Below are 16,083 nucleotides of genomic sequence, written 5' to 3' on the forward strand. Positions count from 1 at the left end.
AGCTAGGAGTGCTCATGACCCCCATCCTCCTCCTCGGCGCTGGTCGCATGGGCGGCGCTCTGATTCAGGGCTGGCGCGAGGCCGGGGCCTTTTCCGCCGCTGACCTGATCGTTCGCGATCCCAATGTCGACGCCGCCGCTTTCGCTGGCGCTCTGGTCAATCCGCCGCTTGACGCTCTGGCCGCCGCCAGGACCGTACTGCTGGCCGTCAAGCCGCAGATCTGGCGCGAGGCGATCAAGGATGTCGTGCCCCACCTTGCCCCCGACGCCGTCATCGTCTCGATCGCCGCCGGTGTAAGCGCCGCCGACATCGCCGAAGCCTTCGGCGGCCGCGCCGTGGCCCGGGTGATGCCGACCACCGCCGTCGCCATCGGTCGGGGCACGGCCAGCATCCATGCCGTCGATCCCAGGGCCCGCGCCGCCGCCCACGCCCTGTTCGCGCCGGTCGCCACGGTGGTGGATCTGGACGACGAAGCTCTGATGCACGCCGCCACCGCCGTCTCGGGCTCGGCCCCGGCCTATCTCTACGCCTTCGTCGAGGCGCTCGAAGCCGCAGGCGCGGGGGCGGGCCTGGATCCGGCGGCGTCCGCCCAGCTGGCCCGCGCCACCATCATCGGCGCGGCGGCCCTGATGGAGGCCGGCGGCGAGGAGCCCTCCGAACTGCGCAAACAGGTCACCTCGCCCGGCGGCACCACGGCGGCGGCGCTGGCGGTGCTGATGGGCGAAGGCGGCTTCGGCGACCTGCTACCCCGGGCGCTGGACGCGGCCATCGTGCGGTCAAAGGAACTGGGCGATCAGCCAGCCTGACCCGGACCTAGCCAAAAAAAGTCACTCGCCTGGCCTGAGCGGCGCGATAGACTGTTCAACAGACCCGTGCGCGTGTTGCTGGAGGACGAATGACCGACAGGCAGTACTTCAGCATCGCCAAGGCGGTCGCCTATCTGATCCTGTTCGCGGCCGCCGGCGTGGTGCTTCTGAGAGTGGTGATCGGTCCCCTGTGGGGATCGGCCTCTGACCTTGGCATGATCGGCTCTGTCCTGGCGGCTGCGGCGGGTGTTCTGGGCATGGCTTGGCTCGGCCGCCTGATGTTTCGTGATGTCGCCAGGGGCCTTTCGCCCGACACCCGCCAAGAGATTTCCAAGCCATGAGCACCGTGTCCAACTTACCCCGCAAGCCGATGACTCCGACCGCCTTGCGCAACGTGCTGGTCATTACCGTCGGTGTGCTGGTTCTGCTGATGGGTGGCTGCCAGGTGCTTTCACACAGCACGACCGTGGAACCCGGCAATGTCGGGGTCAAGATCAAGACGCTGGGCTCTGGCGCGGGGGTCTCCAACGACGCCCTGCCGGCCCGCTGGTACTTCCGGGGCATCGGCGAGCGCATCGTCCAGTACCCGGTGATCCAGCGCACCTACAGCTATACCCGCGAGAAGGACGAGCGCGGCAACGAGAACGAGGAGATCACCTTCTCCGACAATACCGGTCTGCCGATGACGGCCGACGTCTCGGTGACCATGCAGGTCAATCCGGCCTCGGCCCCGAACCTCTACCAGACCTATCGCCTGACCTTCGACCAGCTGCTGGACGGTCCGATCCGCAACGACGTCCGCTCGGCCGTTGCGGCCGAGGCCGAGAAGGTCGGGGTCGAGACCCTGTATAGCGGTGGCCGCCAGGTGGTGATCCAGAAGGCCTTCGCCCGGGTCGCCGGCAAGTGGGCCAAGCACGGTGTGACGGTGTCGCAGATGGACTGGATCGGATCCATCCGCTACCCGACCGCCGTGATCGACCAGATGCAGCGCAAGACCCAACTGGAGCAGGAAGCCCTGGCCGCCAAGGCGCTGGAGGCCAAGGAAACCGCCCTGGCCAACGCCGCCGTCGCCAAGGCCAAGGGCGAGGCCGAGGCCATCCGGATCAAGGGCGAGGCCCTGCGCTCCAATCCCCAGGTCCTGCAGCAGCAGGCGATCGAGAAGTGGGACGGGGTGCTGCCCAAGGTCACCGGCGCCTCGACGCCGTTCGTCAAGATCGACTGATTTGAAGTCGCCGGGGACGCACATCGCCTTGCCATCGTCCCCGGCGCCCGCCATCTGAGTGGGCATGACCGCCGCTGAAGACATTCTCGACCGCGCCGCCGCCGCCGCCCTGGCCCTGGCGACTGACAGGCCTTGGCATTTCATCGCCCTGCGCGACATCGCCCTGAAGGCCGAGATCCCGTTCGCCGAGCTGTACGCCCTGGCCTCGGGCAAGGGCGCGGTGCTGGCCCACCTGTCGACGCGCTTCGACCGCGCGGCCCTGGGCACCGTCTCGGCCGACGAGGCTACGCCGCACGATCGCCTGTTCGACGCCGCCATGGCGCGGCTGGAGGCCATGGAGCCGCACCGCGCGGCGCTGATCGCCATCGCCGCCTCGGAGGGCGTGGTGGTCTCGGCCTTGCGCTTTCCCAAGACGGCGCGCGCCATCCTCGAGGCCGGCGGCGTGGAAGCCACGCCCGTGCGGCTGGCGGCGATGACGGCGGTCTGGGCGCGCACGGTCCAGGTCTGGCGCGACGACGAGGGCGCGCTGAACCGGACGATGGCCGAGCTCGACAAGCGGCTCAAGCAGATGGCCGAGCGGCTCTCGAAGATCGGGGCGGGGTTCGAGTAGCACTCGCCCCCTCCTGGCTGCTGCGCAGCCGTCCTCCCCCTTAGGGGGAAGACGAGTTCGGCGCGTTTCATCTTCCCCCTAAGGGGGAAGACGGTCGCGAAGCGACCCGTAGGGGGCAAGTGATCGCCGCCCTACGGCAACCGCATCACCGCCCGCAGCCCGCCCATCGTCGACCGCTCCAGCACCAGGTCGCCGCCCAGGCCGCGCGCCATGTCGCGGGCGATGGCCAAGCCCAGGCCGACGCCCTTTTCGTTCTGGTTGCGCGATTCATCCAGCCGGTTGAACGGCTTGAAGGCTTCCTCGTAGCGATCCTCGGGGATGCCCGGGCCGTCGTCCTCGACGACGATCTCGACGCCGCCGGTGATCCGCGCGGCGGCCGTGACCTTCACATGATCGCCATAGGCCTTGGCGTTGTCGATCAGGTTGGCCAGCGCCCGCCTGAAGGCGTTGGGACGCAGCTCGACGGTCAGTTCGGGCGGCACGCTGGACTCGACGGCAGCGCCAGCCCGGAGCGCCGCCGCCACCACGCCGCCGATCAGCTCGGCCAGGTCGACGGTCTGGGGCGCTTCCCCGCCCTCGCCGCGGGCGAAGGCCAGGTACTCGTCGATCATGTGCTCCATCTCGGCCAGATCGCCCTTCATGGCGTCCATCCGCTCGCACGGCTCGGCCAAGGCCATTTCCAGCTTCAGGCGGGTCAGCGGCGTGCGCAGGTCGTGGCTGACGCTGGCCAGCAGGGCGGTGCGCTGTTCGATATGGCGCTGGATGCGGGCCTTCATGGCCAGGAAGGCCATGGCGGCCTGGCGCACCTCGCGCGCGCCGTGCGGCTTGAAGTCGATATCGCCGCCGCGCCCGAAGGCGTCGGCCGCGTCGGCCAGGCGCTCAATGGCCCGCACCTGGTTGCGGATGAACAGGATGGCCACCGCCGTCAGCAGCAGGGTCGCCACCACCATCCAGACGATGAAGATATGGCCCTGGGTGGCGAAGGCCCGGTCGCGCAGGGCGTAGATCTGCAGCACCCCGCCGCTCACCTGCACGCGGATGTCGATATAGGCGGTGTAGCGGGTGGTATCGAACCAGAACGGCACGTTCAGCCGGTCGGCCAGGGCGTCCTGCAGCGAGCGGTCGAGCGCCGGAACCAGCGAGGTGCGCCGGCTGGTCGGCAGCTTCTTGCCCTTCTGGAAGGCGATGGAGAGGGCCAGGGATTCCTCGGCCCGGTCGGCCAGCTTGGTTACGGCCTCGGGACTGGGATCGTCCTGATAGCTGGCCACCGCCCAGGCGACGTCGCCGGCCAGGCCTTCGGACAGGCGGCTGTTCACCGTCTGCCAGTGGGCGTCGAAGAAGGCCCAGGTTACGGCGATCTGCATCACCGCCACCGGTAGGACGATGATCAGCAGCGAGCGGCCAAACAGCGAGGTCGGCAGCCAGCGCTTGATCTGGCGGGGGATGTAGAGCTTGGCGCGCAGGCGCATCAATCCGGCGCCAGCCGATACCCAATGCCGCGCACCGTCTGCAGATAGCGCGGGTTCTTCGGATCCGGCTCGATCTTGCGGCGCAGGCGGGTGACCTGAACGTCGATGGCCCGGCCGGTGGCGTCGGCGGTGTCGCGGGCCAGTTCCAGGCGGTCGACCGGCTCGTGGGCCGAGCGGGCCAGGCGGCGCATCAAGACCACCTCGGCCTCGGTCAGGCGCACCGGCTGGCCGTCGCAGGTCAGTTCGCCGCGCTCGGGCTCGAAGGAACAGCGGCCCAGGGACAGCTCGCGCGGGCCCGTGGGCCGGGCATTGGTGCGGCGCAGGATGGCCTCGATGCGCAGCAGCAACTCCTGCGGCTCGAACGGCTTGCCCAGATAGTCATCGACCCCGTGGCTCAGGCCCTCGATGCGGTCCTGGGTCTGGTCGCGGGCCGTCAGCATCAGGATCGGGGTCTTGCCGGTCTCGCCGCCCATGGCCCGCAGGCGCTTGGTGAAGGCCATGCCGTCCTCGCCCGGCATCATCACGTCCAGCACCATCAGGTCAAAGTCCAGCGAGCCGCACAGTCGGTCGGCGCCGGCCGCATCGGCGGCGGTGCTGACGCGAAAGCCGGCCCGGACCAGGAATTCCTTCAGCAGCTTGCGGATGCGGTCGTCGTCATCGACGACCAGCAGATGGCGTTCGCGGCGTTCCTCGGGCGTCATGCCACCACTCTACGCGTCGGACCCACGCCCTGTCTCGGCCCGGCGAGAGCCGCCAGGATGCGGCGCGTACCCGCCACCCCGTCCAGCCCGCCGGTGCGATAGGCCTTGGCCAGCAGGGTGCGCAGCCGGTCGGCGGTGCGGGCCTCGAAGGCCACGCCCTCCGGCGTCAGCACGGCGGGCTTGCGCCGGCCGTCCAGATCGCCCGAGCCGCGCTCGACCAGCCCCGCCTTGGTCAGGTCGGCCAGGGTGCGGCTGGCGGCCTGCTTGGACAGGCTGGTCAGTTTGGACAGGTCCTGCACGCCGATGCCGGGCCGGCGACGCAGCAGGAAGGCGGCCCGCCAGTGCGAGCGGCCCAGGCCCAGGCCCTCGGCTTCCAGGGCCGTGTCGACCGCCGCCCACAGGGCCGCCTCGGCCAGCAGGATCAGCTCCAGGCCGCTGTCCAGCTCTTCCTCGCGCAGGATAAGCCGGGGGTCGGCCGCGCCTTGCTGCAGGGGGGCTATCATCGCCGTTGAGTCCACTTGTCTGTCGGTCGGAATGTCGGGAGGTCCAGGGCGCACGGTGGCCGAGATCGACGAGGCCCGCAAGGCGAGCACGACCCAGAACAGGCGCGGCGGCCGTTCTGCGTGCTCGATCACCGGCCGTGACGAAGAGATGAGCGGTGTTTCAGCGGCGCGGCCCTGAACGACCAAGCCGCCCGGGATCGCTCCCGGACGGCTCGCGGAGGTCCTGGCGTGTGGCCCGACTTCAGAAGGTCTTGCGCAGGCGCAGCGAGACGAAGGTGTTGGGGTTGATGGCGCGGTCCTCGACGAAGGCCACGGCGCGGGTCGTGCGGTTGGCATAGACGGTGCGCTTCTGGCTGTAGTCGTCCCAGAGGTTCAGCTGGGCGCGGATCGCCAGGGTCGGGGTCGGCTTGTATTCGACGAAGGCCTCGTAATACTGGGCGCCGCGCCAGACGCTGGTCTGGTCCGGATCATAGGTGCCCTGGCCCAGCAGCGGCAGCCAGTTGATCCCCCACTGGGTTTTGTAGCGCACCAGATCCTGCTGGAAGCCCAGATTGGCCTGGGTGGGGCGAACATTGGAGATCGGCCGATCCTTGCCCGTGGTGGGGTCGGTGACGTGGGTCTCGTTCCAGTCGTTCTTGAAGGTGAAGCGACCGCCCGGGATGCCCAGCCTGTCGACCGGCACGACGATGTTGACCGACAGCTTGTCCAGTGTGCCGTCGCCGATATTGCCGGTCGCCGACAGGCCGCCCGGCAGGGGCAGGCGGTCGATCACGCCGATGATCTCGTCGTGGCGATAGCCGATCGAGACGATGCCCTCGCCCCAGAACCGGCGCTCATAGGTCAGTTCGGCGATCCAGCGCTGTTCCGGTTCCAGATCGACATTGCCGCCATAGACGGTCCCGTCGTCCAGCTCGGCCGAGGCGGCGAAGTCGCCGAAGTCCAGCTGGCCTAGTTCGCGCTCGAAGCGGAACCGGACCTGGTTCTTGTCGGCGGGCGTCCAGGTGGCCAGCAGGCGCGGCTTGGCGAAGAAGAAGCTCTTTTCCTGATCGGCGTCGCCCGACTGCTTGATGGTCGAGGTTTCCAGCCGCAGGCCGCCTTCGAGGCTCAGCTTGGGGTTCACCCGCCAGGTGGCCTTGGAGAAGGCCTCGCCGCGGGTTTCCTCGACCTTGACCGAGGCCGAGGGCAGGGGCACGGCCACGCCGCCCTGGGTGAAGGCCTGGTCGACTTCCAGCATGTTGTAGGCGACCTCGCCGCCGACCTCGAGGGTCAGGGACGCCGAACGCTCGCTGCGCACCAGGGCGCGGAAGGTCGACTCGGACGATTCGCCCTCGGCGCTGAACTTCTGCTCGGGACGGGCGACGCCGCCCAGGGTCTCCTTGCCGGTCGAGACCTCGTCGAAGGTCTCGAACTCGTGGATCGCACGGGTCTCCAGCGTCCAGCCTGGCGCGATCGGGCGGGTCCAGGTCAGGCCCAGCTCGCCGTCCTTGTCTTCGTTTTGGTAGTCGCTTTCGCGCTGGGCCACGGGCGAACGCTGCACGGTCCACTGCTGCCAGTCGCCGACGCCGTAGCGGGCGGTGGCGTCCAGCTTGCCGCCGGCCACGGGGCCGTTGAAATTGCCGCGGATCGAGCGGCCGCCGCCCCAGCCGTCGTTCTGATAGAATTCGTCGCGGGTCACCGCGCCGGTCCCGTCGCGGCGGATCGTGCGGCCCGGGCCGTTGGAGTCGCTGGTGCCCATGCCGTCCGACAGGGTCACGCCCCAGCTGCGCTCGCCCTCGCGGGCGGTGAACTGGTAGGAGCCGCCAAAGACGTCGTGCCCGCCGTCGAACAGAAAGGCGTTCATCGTCAGGATCGACTGGCGGCTGGCGGTGGTCTTGAGGATCACGTTCACGATCACCGAATAGCCCTGCATGTCGACGCCGGCCGCGCCGCCGCGGATCAGTTCGATGCGCTCGACCTGGTTGGCGGGGGTGCGCGACATCACGCTGGAGCCGGTGTCGTTCTTGGAGGCCGGGCGATTGCCGTTGATCAGGATGTTGCCGACCGCGCCCTCGAAACCGCGCGCGCCCGAGCCGTCATTGACCGAAAAGCCCGGTACGCGGTTGATCATGTCCAGGGCGGTGTTGGGGCGCTGGGCGGCGAAGAAGTCGGGCTGGAAGACCAGAACGCCGCGCTGGCTGGCGTCGCCCGCGACCGCGCTGGCCGGCGCCGGCGTTTCGGCCGTCTGGGCCGCGAAGGCCGAGCCGGCGGTCAGGACAAGCGCTGTGGTGGCCAGCAGAATGGTTCTGGTCATCGATTTCCCCCTCGAACTTACGCAGAGAGGTCTGCCGGTCTGGTGCGTTTATCTCAAGTTACAAGGGTGAAAGGTTTTTGTATCTCTGTAATCATTACATGGAGTTCATGTTTCGAACATTCAGATCAGAGAGTTGATGGATATTGTATTTGAGAAATGATTGATCTGTCCGCGTCTCGCCATGTCTATATCTGGTCAGCGTTCACCAGAGCCCCTCGAGATCGGGTTTTTGAGTTTCACTGACCGACGCTTGCCTTCAGCTCCCGCGCCGGGGCTTGGGCGTCGAGTTCAGCATCACGGCGGCGCACAGGCGTTCTCCCGGCAGCAGCCAGGGCGTCTCGCCAGTTATCGCGCGTTTCCCGGAGCTACGGGTTTCTCAGGCGGGAAAACGCGAGGTCAGGTCGAGACCTTGGCCTCAAGCTCGGCCAGCCGCTGGCGGGTCAAGGCCAGGTCCGAGCCGAACCGCGCCGGGTCGGCGGCCGCCAGCCGCGCAGCGACGTCATAGCTTTCGCGATAGAGATCCAGCGCCCGCATGCGGTGGCCGCGATCTTCACGCAGGTCGGCCAGACGCTCCAGCGATACGGACAGGGCGCGCTGGGCCCCCGGGTCCCCGGCTTCGCGGCCGCCGCTGGACCGGCGCAGGGCCAGGGATTCCTCGAAGGCCGACAGGGCGTCGTCGAGGCGGCCCTCGGCCTCGGCCACGTCGCCAACACCCGCCAGGGTTCCAGCCAGCAGTTCCATGGCGTTGAGGTCGCCGGGCGCGGCGCGCAGGGCGTCGCGGGCGTGAGAGACGGCGGTGTCATAGGCCTCGGCGGCGTCGTCCATCTGACCCTGGCTGCGCGCGAAATCGCCCAGGTCGCGATAGACGGTGGCCAGTTCGCGGTCGCCGCTGGCGGCGCCCTTCATGGCGATCAGCAGTCGGGCCGCCTCGGACCAGGATTCGGCCCGGGTCAGGGCGATCATGCGCTCGCGCAGGTGGGCGAAGGTGTCGCCTGCGGGTGCGGCGGGCTTGGCCGGCGCAGGGGCCTGCCGAGTCACTGGGGCCGGAGGGCGCGCCGCAGCCGGCGCCGGCGAGACGTTGAGTACGGGCGTGGCGATGGGCGCGAAGTCCTGGGCCGGCGCGATGACCGGCGCGGCTTCCAGGCCGCCTTCGAGGTCCAGGGCGACAGGACCCGTCTTTCGCCGCTTGGGCTTGGGGCGAGGCGTCAGGGCGGCGACGACGAATACTCCCCCGAGTATCGCCGCCGCCGCACCGGCTAATGGTCGATGCGGCTCAAACGGTCCGAGATCGAGATGCGCGGCCCAGCTTCCCAGCTGCCCCCAGCCTGCGACCACGTATCCCGACGTCGCCAGGATCGTCCCCAAGATGATCCCTACGATGCGAGCCAGCATGCCGCCCCCTCCAAGACGTCCATTCGCCAGGAGCCACAGGTCAGCCGAGCCGGGCCCTGCCGTCGAGCCGTCTCAACTGGCAGGGGAAGTGCGTCCCGAAAGACGACGCTCCGCAGGGCGCCGGCCGCGAAAGGCGCCTCTAAATCAGCCATGTCCGGGGTCTGGGATAGGCTTCGCCGCGCGCCAGATAGTAGATCCCGACGCCGCAGCGGACCGCGAACCACACGCCGACCGTTCCCAGAATGAAGATGCCGGCCAACAGTACGGGTATGCCGATCAGAATGATCGACAGCACGCCGCCGAACAGAGTCATCATGGCGCCGATCAGGAACCAGCCGATGGTCATCCAGAAGGTGCGGATGGCGAAGGTGTAGTGGCTCTCGTTGATCGGTCCCGCCGTCGAACGGTTGGCATAGGCCACGATCAGGCCGACGATGGTGGTGGCCGCGCAACTGGCGAAGCCCAGCAGATACAGACCATAGACGACGGCCGGCAGGACCTTGTCCTCTTCGGCGCGGACCGTGGGCGGCAGGCCGGGCGTTGAAACGTCGGTCATGGCTCAGAGCATCCAGTTCTTGGGGGTGGGATAGGCTTGGCCCTTCAGCAGGAACGACAGGCCGATGATGCTGCGCACGGCGATCCACACGCCCAGGGCGGCCAGCAGGAAGATGCCGATCCCGATCACGGTCAGCGCCCCGCCGACGATGGCGAACAGCAGCGACAGCCAGAAGGTGCGGATGGCGAAGGTGTAGTGGCTCTGCAGCCAGTCGGGCGCGCCCTTGCGGCTGACATAGGCCAGGATCACGGCGATCACCGAGGTGACGCCCCCGGTGATCAGTCCCGCCAGGGTGAGGGCGTAGACGATGATCGGCAGGGTCTTTTCATCCTGCAGGGGCGGTGGGACGGCGGGGTCGAGATCGGTCACGGTGAAGCTGAACCTTGGAAAACGATGGTGTCCCAAGGATCGTCCTTATCGGCGATCGATGCAAATGAAGGTCCCGTAACCCTGGGCGTCGCGGCTCTAGGGCAGCAGGTCCCGCGGCGGGTCGCGCGGATCAAAGCCATCGCCGCGCGACAGCCAGGGCAGGGCGGCCAGCAGCAGGATCAGCACGAAGCTCATCCGCGCGGCCATGTCGATCCCGACCCCGGCCATGCCGGCGCTGAGCGACGAGACCAGCAGGGCGACGACGCCGATGGCCAGCAAGCCGGCGACCCAGGTCAGGGCCGGGCGGGCTTCGATGCGGGCCAGGTCGAAGCGGGCGGCGGGGGCGGCGTCGGCGGCCTGGCGCGACAGGGCGCGCACGAAGGTCGAGAAGCTTTCCAGCCGGTCCTCGACATGGCCGGGCCCAGCATAGCTCTGGGCGATGATGACCATCCGGGCGCGGCCAAAGCTCAGCTGCAGCACGCGGCGGTGTCCGCCCCTGGGCGCGGCGGCCAGGCGAAAGCGGGTCAGGGCGCTGAGGGGAAAGCCGCGCACCCGAACGCCGCGCGTCTCGACCAGCGTCCCGTCCTTCAGCGTCCAGACCGTTTCCGGCTGGAGCGGCGCGAGGCGGGCGCTGTGGGTCGGATCCATTATGCGCGGACGGCGGTGATTTCCACGCCGGCGGCGGCGGCGTGTGGGGCCAGGGCCAGGGGCTTTTCGACCCGCACGCGGGCGCGGGTCACGCGGCTGTCGGCGAAACAGGCCTGGGCCAGGCGCTCGGCGAAGGTCTCGACCAGGTCGATATGGCCCTCGTCGGCGATGGCGCGGGCGGCCTCGCCGATGGTCTCGTAATTGACGGTGTCGCCCAGGCGCTCGCAGTGGCTGGCCGCGACGTCCAGCTCGACATCGATGACCAGCGGCTGGCGGCGGCCGTGCTCGTGGTCATAGACCCCGATCCAGGCTTCCACCTTGAGCGCGCGCACGAAGACCTTGGTCACGATCACGCGGGCGACCGGAGCCGAATCGGCGGTGTTTTCGGCGAGGGGAGAGGCGGCCAAGCGGCGCCCTTTCTTAGGGTGCGACGATGTCGGGCGTGCGCCAGGCCAGATGCTGCCCGGCGTCCACGGCGATCATCTGGCCCGTGACCGCCCGTGCGTCAATCAGATAGCGCAGGGCGGCGGTCAGGTCGTCGGGGGTGGCGCGGCGCTGCAACAGGGTGCCGGCGGCCTCGGCCTCGAACTCGCCGGGGGCCTGATGGACGTTGGGCAGGGTCGGGCCAGGGCCGATCGCATTGACGCGGATGCGCGGGGCCAGGGCCTGCGCAAGCGTCTGGGTCGCCCACCACAGGCCGGCCTTGCTGAGGCTGTAGCTGAAGAACTGCGGATTGGGCCGCCAGACGCGCTGGTCGACGATATTGACGATCAGGCCCTCGGCGTCGTCGGGCAGGGCGGCGGCGAAGGCTTCCGCCAGCACGATCGGGGCCCGCAGATTGGTTTCGAGATGGCTGTCCCACAGGGCGCGGTCCAGCGATCCGACGCGGTCGTCCTGGAAGCTGGAGGCGCTGTTGACCAGCAGGGTCAGGGGGCCCAGCGGAGCGGCGCGGGCGATCAGGCCCGCGACCTGGGCCTCGTCCGACAGCTCGGCCGACAGGGCGATGGCCCGGCGGCCCAAGGCCTGGACGGCGGCCACCGTTTCGGCGGCTTCGCTGGAGTCGCCGCGATGATGCACGGCCACGTCATAGCCGGCGCGCGCGGCTTCCAGCGCCAGGGCCTGGCCGATCCGACGCCCCGCGCCGGTGACCAGGGCCGCGCCCCGTCCCCCCGCGCGGTCCGGGCTTATGGCCGGCTTAGTCGAGACGGCCGAACTCGAAGTAGTTGAGGGCCAGGAAGACGCCGATGAAGGCGCCGATAACGAGGATCGCGATCATGACGCGGCTCCATTGAAGACCAAGGGTCCTGCGGCTTTAGCGAGGCGGGGGCCTGACCGCAAGACCAAGGACAGCTATCGTCCCCGCCATGCTATGGCGCCGACGCATCGAACCCTTCACCCGCCCCCTGGTCTATGCCTGGTTTCGCTGGAACCGGGGGCTGACGCTGGGGGTGCGCGGGCTGGTCACCGATGGCGAAGGCCGGGTGCTGCTGATCCAGCACACCTATATTCCTGGCTGGTACCTGCCCGGCGGCGGGGTCGAGCGGGGCGAGACGGCGCAGCTGGCGCTCTGCCGCGAATTGCAGGAAGAGGCCGGCATCCGTGTGCTGGGCCGGCCGCTGCTACTGTCGGCCCATTCCAACGAGCCGCGCCACCCCGGCGACCACGTGCTGGTCTATCGGATCACGGCCTGGGAGCCCTGCCAATCCTCGGCCCAGGGCGAGATCCACGCCGTCGGCTGGTTCGCCCCCGACGCCCTGCCAGACGATATCAGCCCCGGCACGCGACGGCGGATCGCCGAGGCTCTGGACGGCGTCGACAGCGATGTGATGTGGTGAGGGCTTCCCACATGAACGCCGATCATTAAAATGGTTGTTTGAACAAGGCCCGCCGCTTCCTAAATCAGAGCGGACCTCAATTCCCCCAAAGGGCAGGAGCACAGCATGCGCGACTACACCAAGTTCTATATCGACGGGGCCTGGGTCGATCCGGTCGCGCCCAAGACGCTGGACGTGATCAATCCGGCCAATGAAGAGGTCTGCGGCCGCATCTCGATGGGCGGCGTCGCCGATGTCGACAAGGCGGTCATGGCCGCCCGCAAGGCGTTCGAGACCTTCAGCCTGACCAGCCGCGAAGAGCGCATCGACCTGCTGGAACGCATCGTCGCCGAATACCAGAAGCGCTTCGAAGACATGGCCAAGGCCATCACCGAGGAAATGGGCGCCCCCGCCTGGCTGGCGCAACGCGCCCAGGCCGCCATGGGCATCGGCCACGTCCAGACCGCCATCGCGGTGCTGAAGAACTACAAGTTCGAGGAAGACCGCGGCACCACCCGCATCGTCAAAGAGCCGATCGGCGTCTGCGCCTTCATCACGCCGTGGAACTGGCCGGTCAACCAGATCGCCTGCAAGGTCGCCCCGGCCCTGGCCACCGGCTGCACCATGGTGCTCAAGCCTTCGGAAATCGCCCCGTTCAGCGGCTATATCTGGACCGAGATCCTGCACGCCGCCGGCGTGCCGCACGGCGTGTTCAACCTGGTCAATGGCGACGGCCCCGTGGTCGGCGCCGCCCTGTCCAGCCATCCTGAAGTCGACATGGTGTCGTTCACCGGCTCGACCCGCGCCGGCATCGAGGTGGCCAAGAACGCCGCCCCGACCGTCAAGCGCGTGCACCAGGAACTGGGCGGCAAGAGCCCCAACATCATCCTCGAAGACGCCGACTTCCAGCGCGCCGTCACCGGCGGCGTCGCCTCGGTGATGATGAACTCGGGCCAGTCGTGCAACGCCCCCACCCGCATGCTGGTGCCGGGCAAGAAGATGGACGAGGTTATCGCCATCGCCCGCGCCGCCGCCGAAGCCCACACCGTGGGCGACCCCAACGGCAATTCCAAGATGGGCCCTGTCGTCTCCGACGTGCAGTGGAACAAGATCCAGGGCCTGATCCAGAAGGGCATCGACGAGGGCGCCACCCTGGTCAGCGGCGGGACGGGGCGTCCCGAGGGCCTGGACAAGGGCTACTACGTCAAGCCCACAGTCTTCGCCAATGTCACCAACGAGATGACCATCGCCAAGGAAGAGATCTTCGGCCCGGTCGTCGCCATCCTCGGCTACGACACGGTCGATGAGGCCGTGAAGGTCGGCAACGACACCGAATATGGCCTGGCGGCCTATATTTCGGGCGGCGACGAGGGTGAGGTCCGCAAGGTCGCCTCGCGCCTGCGGGCCGGCCAGGTGATCCTCAACGGCGCCGGCTCCGACCTGATGGCCCCGTTCGGCGGCTACAAGATGAGCGGCAACGGCCGCGAGTGGGGCGACCACGCGTTCGGCGAGTTCCTCGAGACCAAGGCGGTGCTGGGTTACTCGCCGAAGGTGGCGGCGGAGTAGGGCTCTACTGCTGAGGTTGTGAGTTTGAGGGGGCGGGGTCGAAAGGCTCCGCCTCTTTTTCTTGCGGTCCAGACCAGCGATCGTCTCGCCGTGAGATGAAGGGTTGGCTCCCTTCTCGGCGGGGCGAGAAGGTCTTTCAACAGCACCAAAACACTTGTCATCCCGGCCGCAGCGCAGCGGAGCGCCGGGACCCAGGGGCCGGCGCACTGCGGTTGCCCCTGGGTCCCGGCGCTCCCGCCCTGACGGGCGTCCGGCCGGGATGACAAGGTTGTGGTCATGAGAGATCGGATTGAGGGGCGCGCGGGAGTTACGGATGGCGGGGGCGTCGGACGAATTGCCGGGCTTACGCCGCCGGACTAGCCTCGCCGCATGATCACCCTGCGCCGTCTCCGCCCTGATGAAGGTCCCGCCGCCGCCGACCTGCATCGGCGCGGCGGTGCGCTGATCCCGGGCTATGACACCTCGCTGCATACGGCCGAGGAGTACGTCGTCTTCTACCGCGACAAGGTGATGGTCGACGGTCCGGTCTGGGGCGCGTTCGAGGGCGAGGTCCTGCGCGGCCATGTCGCCCTGCTGCCCGGCTGGATCGACCATCTGTATGTCGATCCGGACTTCCACGGCCTTGGGATCGGCAGCGCCCTGGTGCGGCTCGCCCAGGCGCAGCAGGCTGACCTGCGGCTCTATACCTTTCAGGCCAACACGCGGGCGCGGGCGCTCTATGAGCGGCATGGTTTCGGGGTTGAGGAGCTGACCGACGGCGCCCGCAACGAGGAGAAGATGCCGGACGTGACGTATGTCTGGCGGCGGGCGTGATGGCGGCGACGATGATGGTCTGGCCGCGAGGTGAAGGGGCGGCGGCAAACCGCCATCCCCATAATTCCCCGTCATTCCCGCCCTTGTGGCGGGAACCCCTCTGTCCGCCGCAGGTGCGGGAGGGGCGGATCGCTGGCGATCCGCTGGCGCTGTACGTGTCAGCTGAACCAGGGGTTCCCGCCACAAGGGCGGGAATGACGGGAGGTTTTAGGGTGGTGGAAGGGAGGGAAAGGGCAGTGAGCCCTAACCCAGCCCCGGCGCCGAATAGCGCTGCCCCTGACGCATCGCGCCGGTCGCCAGGAAATAGACCACGCCGGCCAGCAGTACGATGCTGGTCGCCACGCTGGCTTCCGGGCCGAAGGCGCCGCCGGTCAGCCACCAGGGGGCGCCCTGGGCCGGGGCGAGGTCGACGACCAGGCTCTGGACGGCGATCTTGCCGCCGCTGACATCAAGGCCAAAGCCGACGCCCAGCAGGGTGTTCCACATCGAGTGCCAGGCGCAGACGCCCCACAGCGAGCCTTCCTTGATCGCATAGAGGCTGATCATCACGGCAAACAGCACCAGATTGACCAGGGCCAGGGCCAGTTCGGGCGAGGGCTCGATATTGCCGGCGTGCAGCAGGGCGAAGATCAGCGAATTGATGATGATCGCGATGACCAGGCCATGACGCGAGGCCACCAGCTGCATCAGCCAGCCGCGCAGCATCAGCTCCTCGGTCGCGCCCTGCACCATGAAGCCGCCGAAGATGCAGAGGATCGGCAGGAACAGGGCCAGGGAGGGGCCGGTCCAGACGCCGAAACCTTCGATTTTGTAGCCGCCCAGGGCCCAGGCCAGACCGATCGAGGCAAACAGGAAGCCGGCGCCCACCAGCAGGCCGCGACCATAGCGCAGCAGGGCGTCGCCATTCAGGCCCAGGGTGGCGGGAGAACGACGCTCGAACAGCCAGGCCCAGGCCAGGACCAGCAGCGCGGTGAAGCCAAAGCCCAGAAGCTGGATGGTCAGGGGCTGCCACTGGGTGGCCAGGTCGGCCTGGTGAAAGCCCATCGGCTTGAGAATGCCGAAGATGGTCAGCAGTTGGCCGGCGATGAAGAACAGCACGATCAGCGGGATCGCGGCCGCCGTCCAGGTGCGGCGATGGCGCGTCGTGCGCGGCGCATAGAGTTCGACGTGTTTCATGATCTAATACAGGCGGTGTTTTCGCCTTACCAATCTGTAATGATGGGTGGATGCTGCGTGTATTAGCGTCGGAATTGTGGTCCTGTGTATTTAAATATTTGTCACCTGATGTCGTCTGTCCTTGTTTTCGACCGGTGAGGGGCCCCCG

General features: G+C 68.3%; 18 protein-coding genes and 2 pseudogenes. 9 read left to right on the forward strand and 11 right to left on the reverse strand.

Annotation, left to right across the window (positions count from 1 at the left end; all coding sequences use genetic code 11):
• The first annotated feature begins 14 nt into the window (after positions 1–14).
• The 4 genes from proC to ACW17Z_RS13370 all read left to right on the forward strand — a co-directional run bounded on the left by proC (position 15) and on the right by ACW17Z_RS13370 (position 2,638).
• Positions 15–806: a pyrroline-5-carboxylate reductase gene (proC, locus tag ACW17Z_RS13355; protein WP_492056357.1), complete on the forward strand. Its 792-nt coding sequence runs from the start codon at positions 15–17 to the stop codon at positions 804–806.
• 89 nt (positions 807–895) lie between these two features.
• A complete protein-coding gene (locus ACW17Z_RS13360) occupies positions 896–1,147 on the forward strand; it encodes a hypothetical protein (RefSeq protein WP_419318930.1) in 252 nt (83 codons plus the stop codon).
• A gap of 29 nt (positions 1,148–1,176) precedes the next feature.
• Complete coding sequence (locus tag ACW17Z_RS13365; RefSeq protein WP_492058532.1) at positions 1,177–2,028, forward strand: SPFH domain-containing protein; 852 nt, start codon at positions 1,177–1,179, stop codon at positions 2,026–2,028.
• A gap of 64 nt (positions 2,029–2,092) precedes the next feature.
• Positions 2,093–2,638, forward strand: coding sequence for a TetR family transcriptional regulator (locus ACW17Z_RS13370; protein ID WP_492056358.1), 546 nt, complete (start codon positions 2,093–2,095; stop codon positions 2,636–2,638).
• 131 nt (positions 2,639–2,769) lie between these two features.
• On the opposite strand, the gene ACW17Z_RS13375 is transcribed toward ACW17Z_RS13370, so the two are convergent.
• The 10 genes from ACW17Z_RS13375 to ACW17Z_RS13420 all read right to left on the reverse strand — a co-directional run bounded on the left by ACW17Z_RS13375 (position 2,770) and on the right by ACW17Z_RS13420 (position 11,754).
• Positions 2,770–4,107: an ATP-binding protein gene (locus ACW17Z_RS13375; RefSeq protein ID WP_419318928.1), complete on the reverse strand. Its 1,338-nt coding sequence runs from the start codon at positions 4,105–4,107 to the stop codon at positions 2,770–2,772.
• On the reverse strand, positions 4,107–4,808 hold the full coding sequence (locus tag ACW17Z_RS13380; protein ID WP_419318927.1) for a response regulator: 702 nt from the start codon (positions 4,806–4,808) through the stop codon (positions 4,107–4,109). Before ACW17Z_RS13380 ends, ACW17Z_RS13375 begins: the two co-directional genes overlap by 1 nt.
• Complete coding sequence (locus tag ACW17Z_RS13385; protein WP_419318926.1) at positions 4,805–5,311, reverse strand: MarR family winged helix-turn-helix transcriptional regulator; 507 nt, start codon at positions 5,309–5,311, stop codon at positions 4,805–4,807. Before ACW17Z_RS13385 ends, ACW17Z_RS13380 begins: the two co-directional genes overlap by 4 nt.
• A 241-nt stretch (positions 5,312–5,552) precedes the next feature.
• Positions 5,553–7,601, reverse strand: coding sequence for a TonB-dependent receptor plug domain-containing protein (locus tag ACW17Z_RS13390; protein ID WP_492056359.1), 2,049 nt, complete (start codon positions 7,599–7,601; stop codon positions 5,553–5,555).
• A 396-nt stretch (positions 7,602–7,997) separates the two neighbouring features.
• On the reverse strand, positions 7,998–8,993 hold the full coding sequence (locus ACW17Z_RS13395; protein ID WP_492056360.1) for a tetratricopeptide repeat protein: 996 nt from the start codon (positions 8,991–8,993) through the stop codon (positions 7,998–8,000).
• Positions 8,994–9,132: 139 nt separating this feature from the next.
• A complete protein-coding gene (locus ACW17Z_RS13400; RefSeq protein ID WP_419318922.1) occupies positions 9,133–9,549 on the reverse strand; it encodes a DUF4870 family protein in 417 nt (138 codons plus the stop codon).
• Between the two features lie 3 nt (positions 9,550–9,552).
• Positions 9,553–9,918: a DUF4870 family protein gene (locus ACW17Z_RS13405; protein WP_419318921.1), complete on the reverse strand. Its 366-nt coding sequence runs from the start codon at positions 9,916–9,918 to the stop codon at positions 9,553–9,555.
• A 96-nt stretch (positions 9,919–10,014) separates the two neighbouring features.
• Complete coding sequence (locus ACW17Z_RS13410) at positions 10,015–10,566, reverse strand: hypothetical protein (protein ID WP_419318920.1); 552 nt, start codon at positions 10,564–10,566, stop codon at positions 10,015–10,017.
• The gene (gene folB, locus ACW17Z_RS13415) at positions 10,566–10,973 is read right to left on the reverse strand and encodes a dihydroneopterin aldolase (protein ID WP_419318919.1); all 408 of its coding nucleotides are present in this window, start codon (positions 10,971–10,973) and stop codon (positions 10,566–10,568) included. Before folB ends, ACW17Z_RS13410 begins: the two co-directional genes overlap by 1 nt.
• A gap of 13 nt (positions 10,974–10,986) precedes the next feature.
• Positions 10,987–11,754 (reverse strand): SDR family oxidoreductase, encoded by a 768-nt coding sequence (locus tag ACW17Z_RS13420; protein ID WP_492058533.1) that lies wholly within the window; start codon positions 11,752–11,754, stop codon positions 10,987–10,989.
• Positions 11,755–11,930: 176 nt separating this feature from the next.
• On the opposite strand from ACW17Z_RS13420, the gene ACW17Z_RS13425 reads away from it, so the two are divergent.
• The 5 genes and pseudogenes from ACW17Z_RS13425 to ACW17Z_RS13445 form a co-directional block, all read left to right on the forward strand.
• The gene (locus ACW17Z_RS13425) at positions 11,931–12,401 is read left to right on the forward strand and encodes an NUDIX domain-containing protein (RefSeq protein WP_492056361.1); all 471 of its coding nucleotides are present in this window, start codon (positions 11,931–11,933) and stop codon (positions 12,399–12,401) included.
• 105 nt (positions 12,402–12,506) lie between these two features.
• Complete coding sequence (locus tag ACW17Z_RS13430; protein ID WP_492056362.1) at positions 12,507–13,946, forward strand: aldehyde dehydrogenase family protein; 1,440 nt, start codon at positions 12,507–12,509, stop codon at positions 13,944–13,946.
• A gap of 152 nt (positions 13,947–14,098) precedes the next feature.
• Positions 14,099–14,209, forward strand: a pseudogene (locus ACW17Z_RS13435) (hypothetical protein); the annotation flags it as partial.
• Between the two features lie 106 nt (positions 14,210–14,315).
• A complete protein-coding gene (locus ACW17Z_RS13440; protein WP_492056363.1) occupies positions 14,316–14,759 on the forward strand; it encodes a GNAT family N-acetyltransferase in 444 nt (147 codons plus the stop codon).
• Between the two features lie 14 nt (positions 14,760–14,773).
• Positions 14,774–14,972: pseudogene (locus tag ACW17Z_RS13445) on the forward strand (hypothetical protein); the annotation flags it as partial.
• 30 nt (positions 14,973–15,002) lie between these two features.
• Here the strand turns inward: ACW17Z_RS13445 and ACW17Z_RS13450 are convergent.
• On the reverse strand, positions 15,003–15,935 hold the full coding sequence (locus tag ACW17Z_RS13450; protein ID WP_492056365.1) for a CPBP family intramembrane glutamic endopeptidase: 933 nt from the start codon (positions 15,933–15,935) through the stop codon (positions 15,003–15,005).
• Between the last annotated feature and the right edge of the window lie 148 nt (positions 15,936–16,083).

The sequence above is a fragment of the Caulobacter sp. GSs2 genome, from assembly GCF_058680895.1.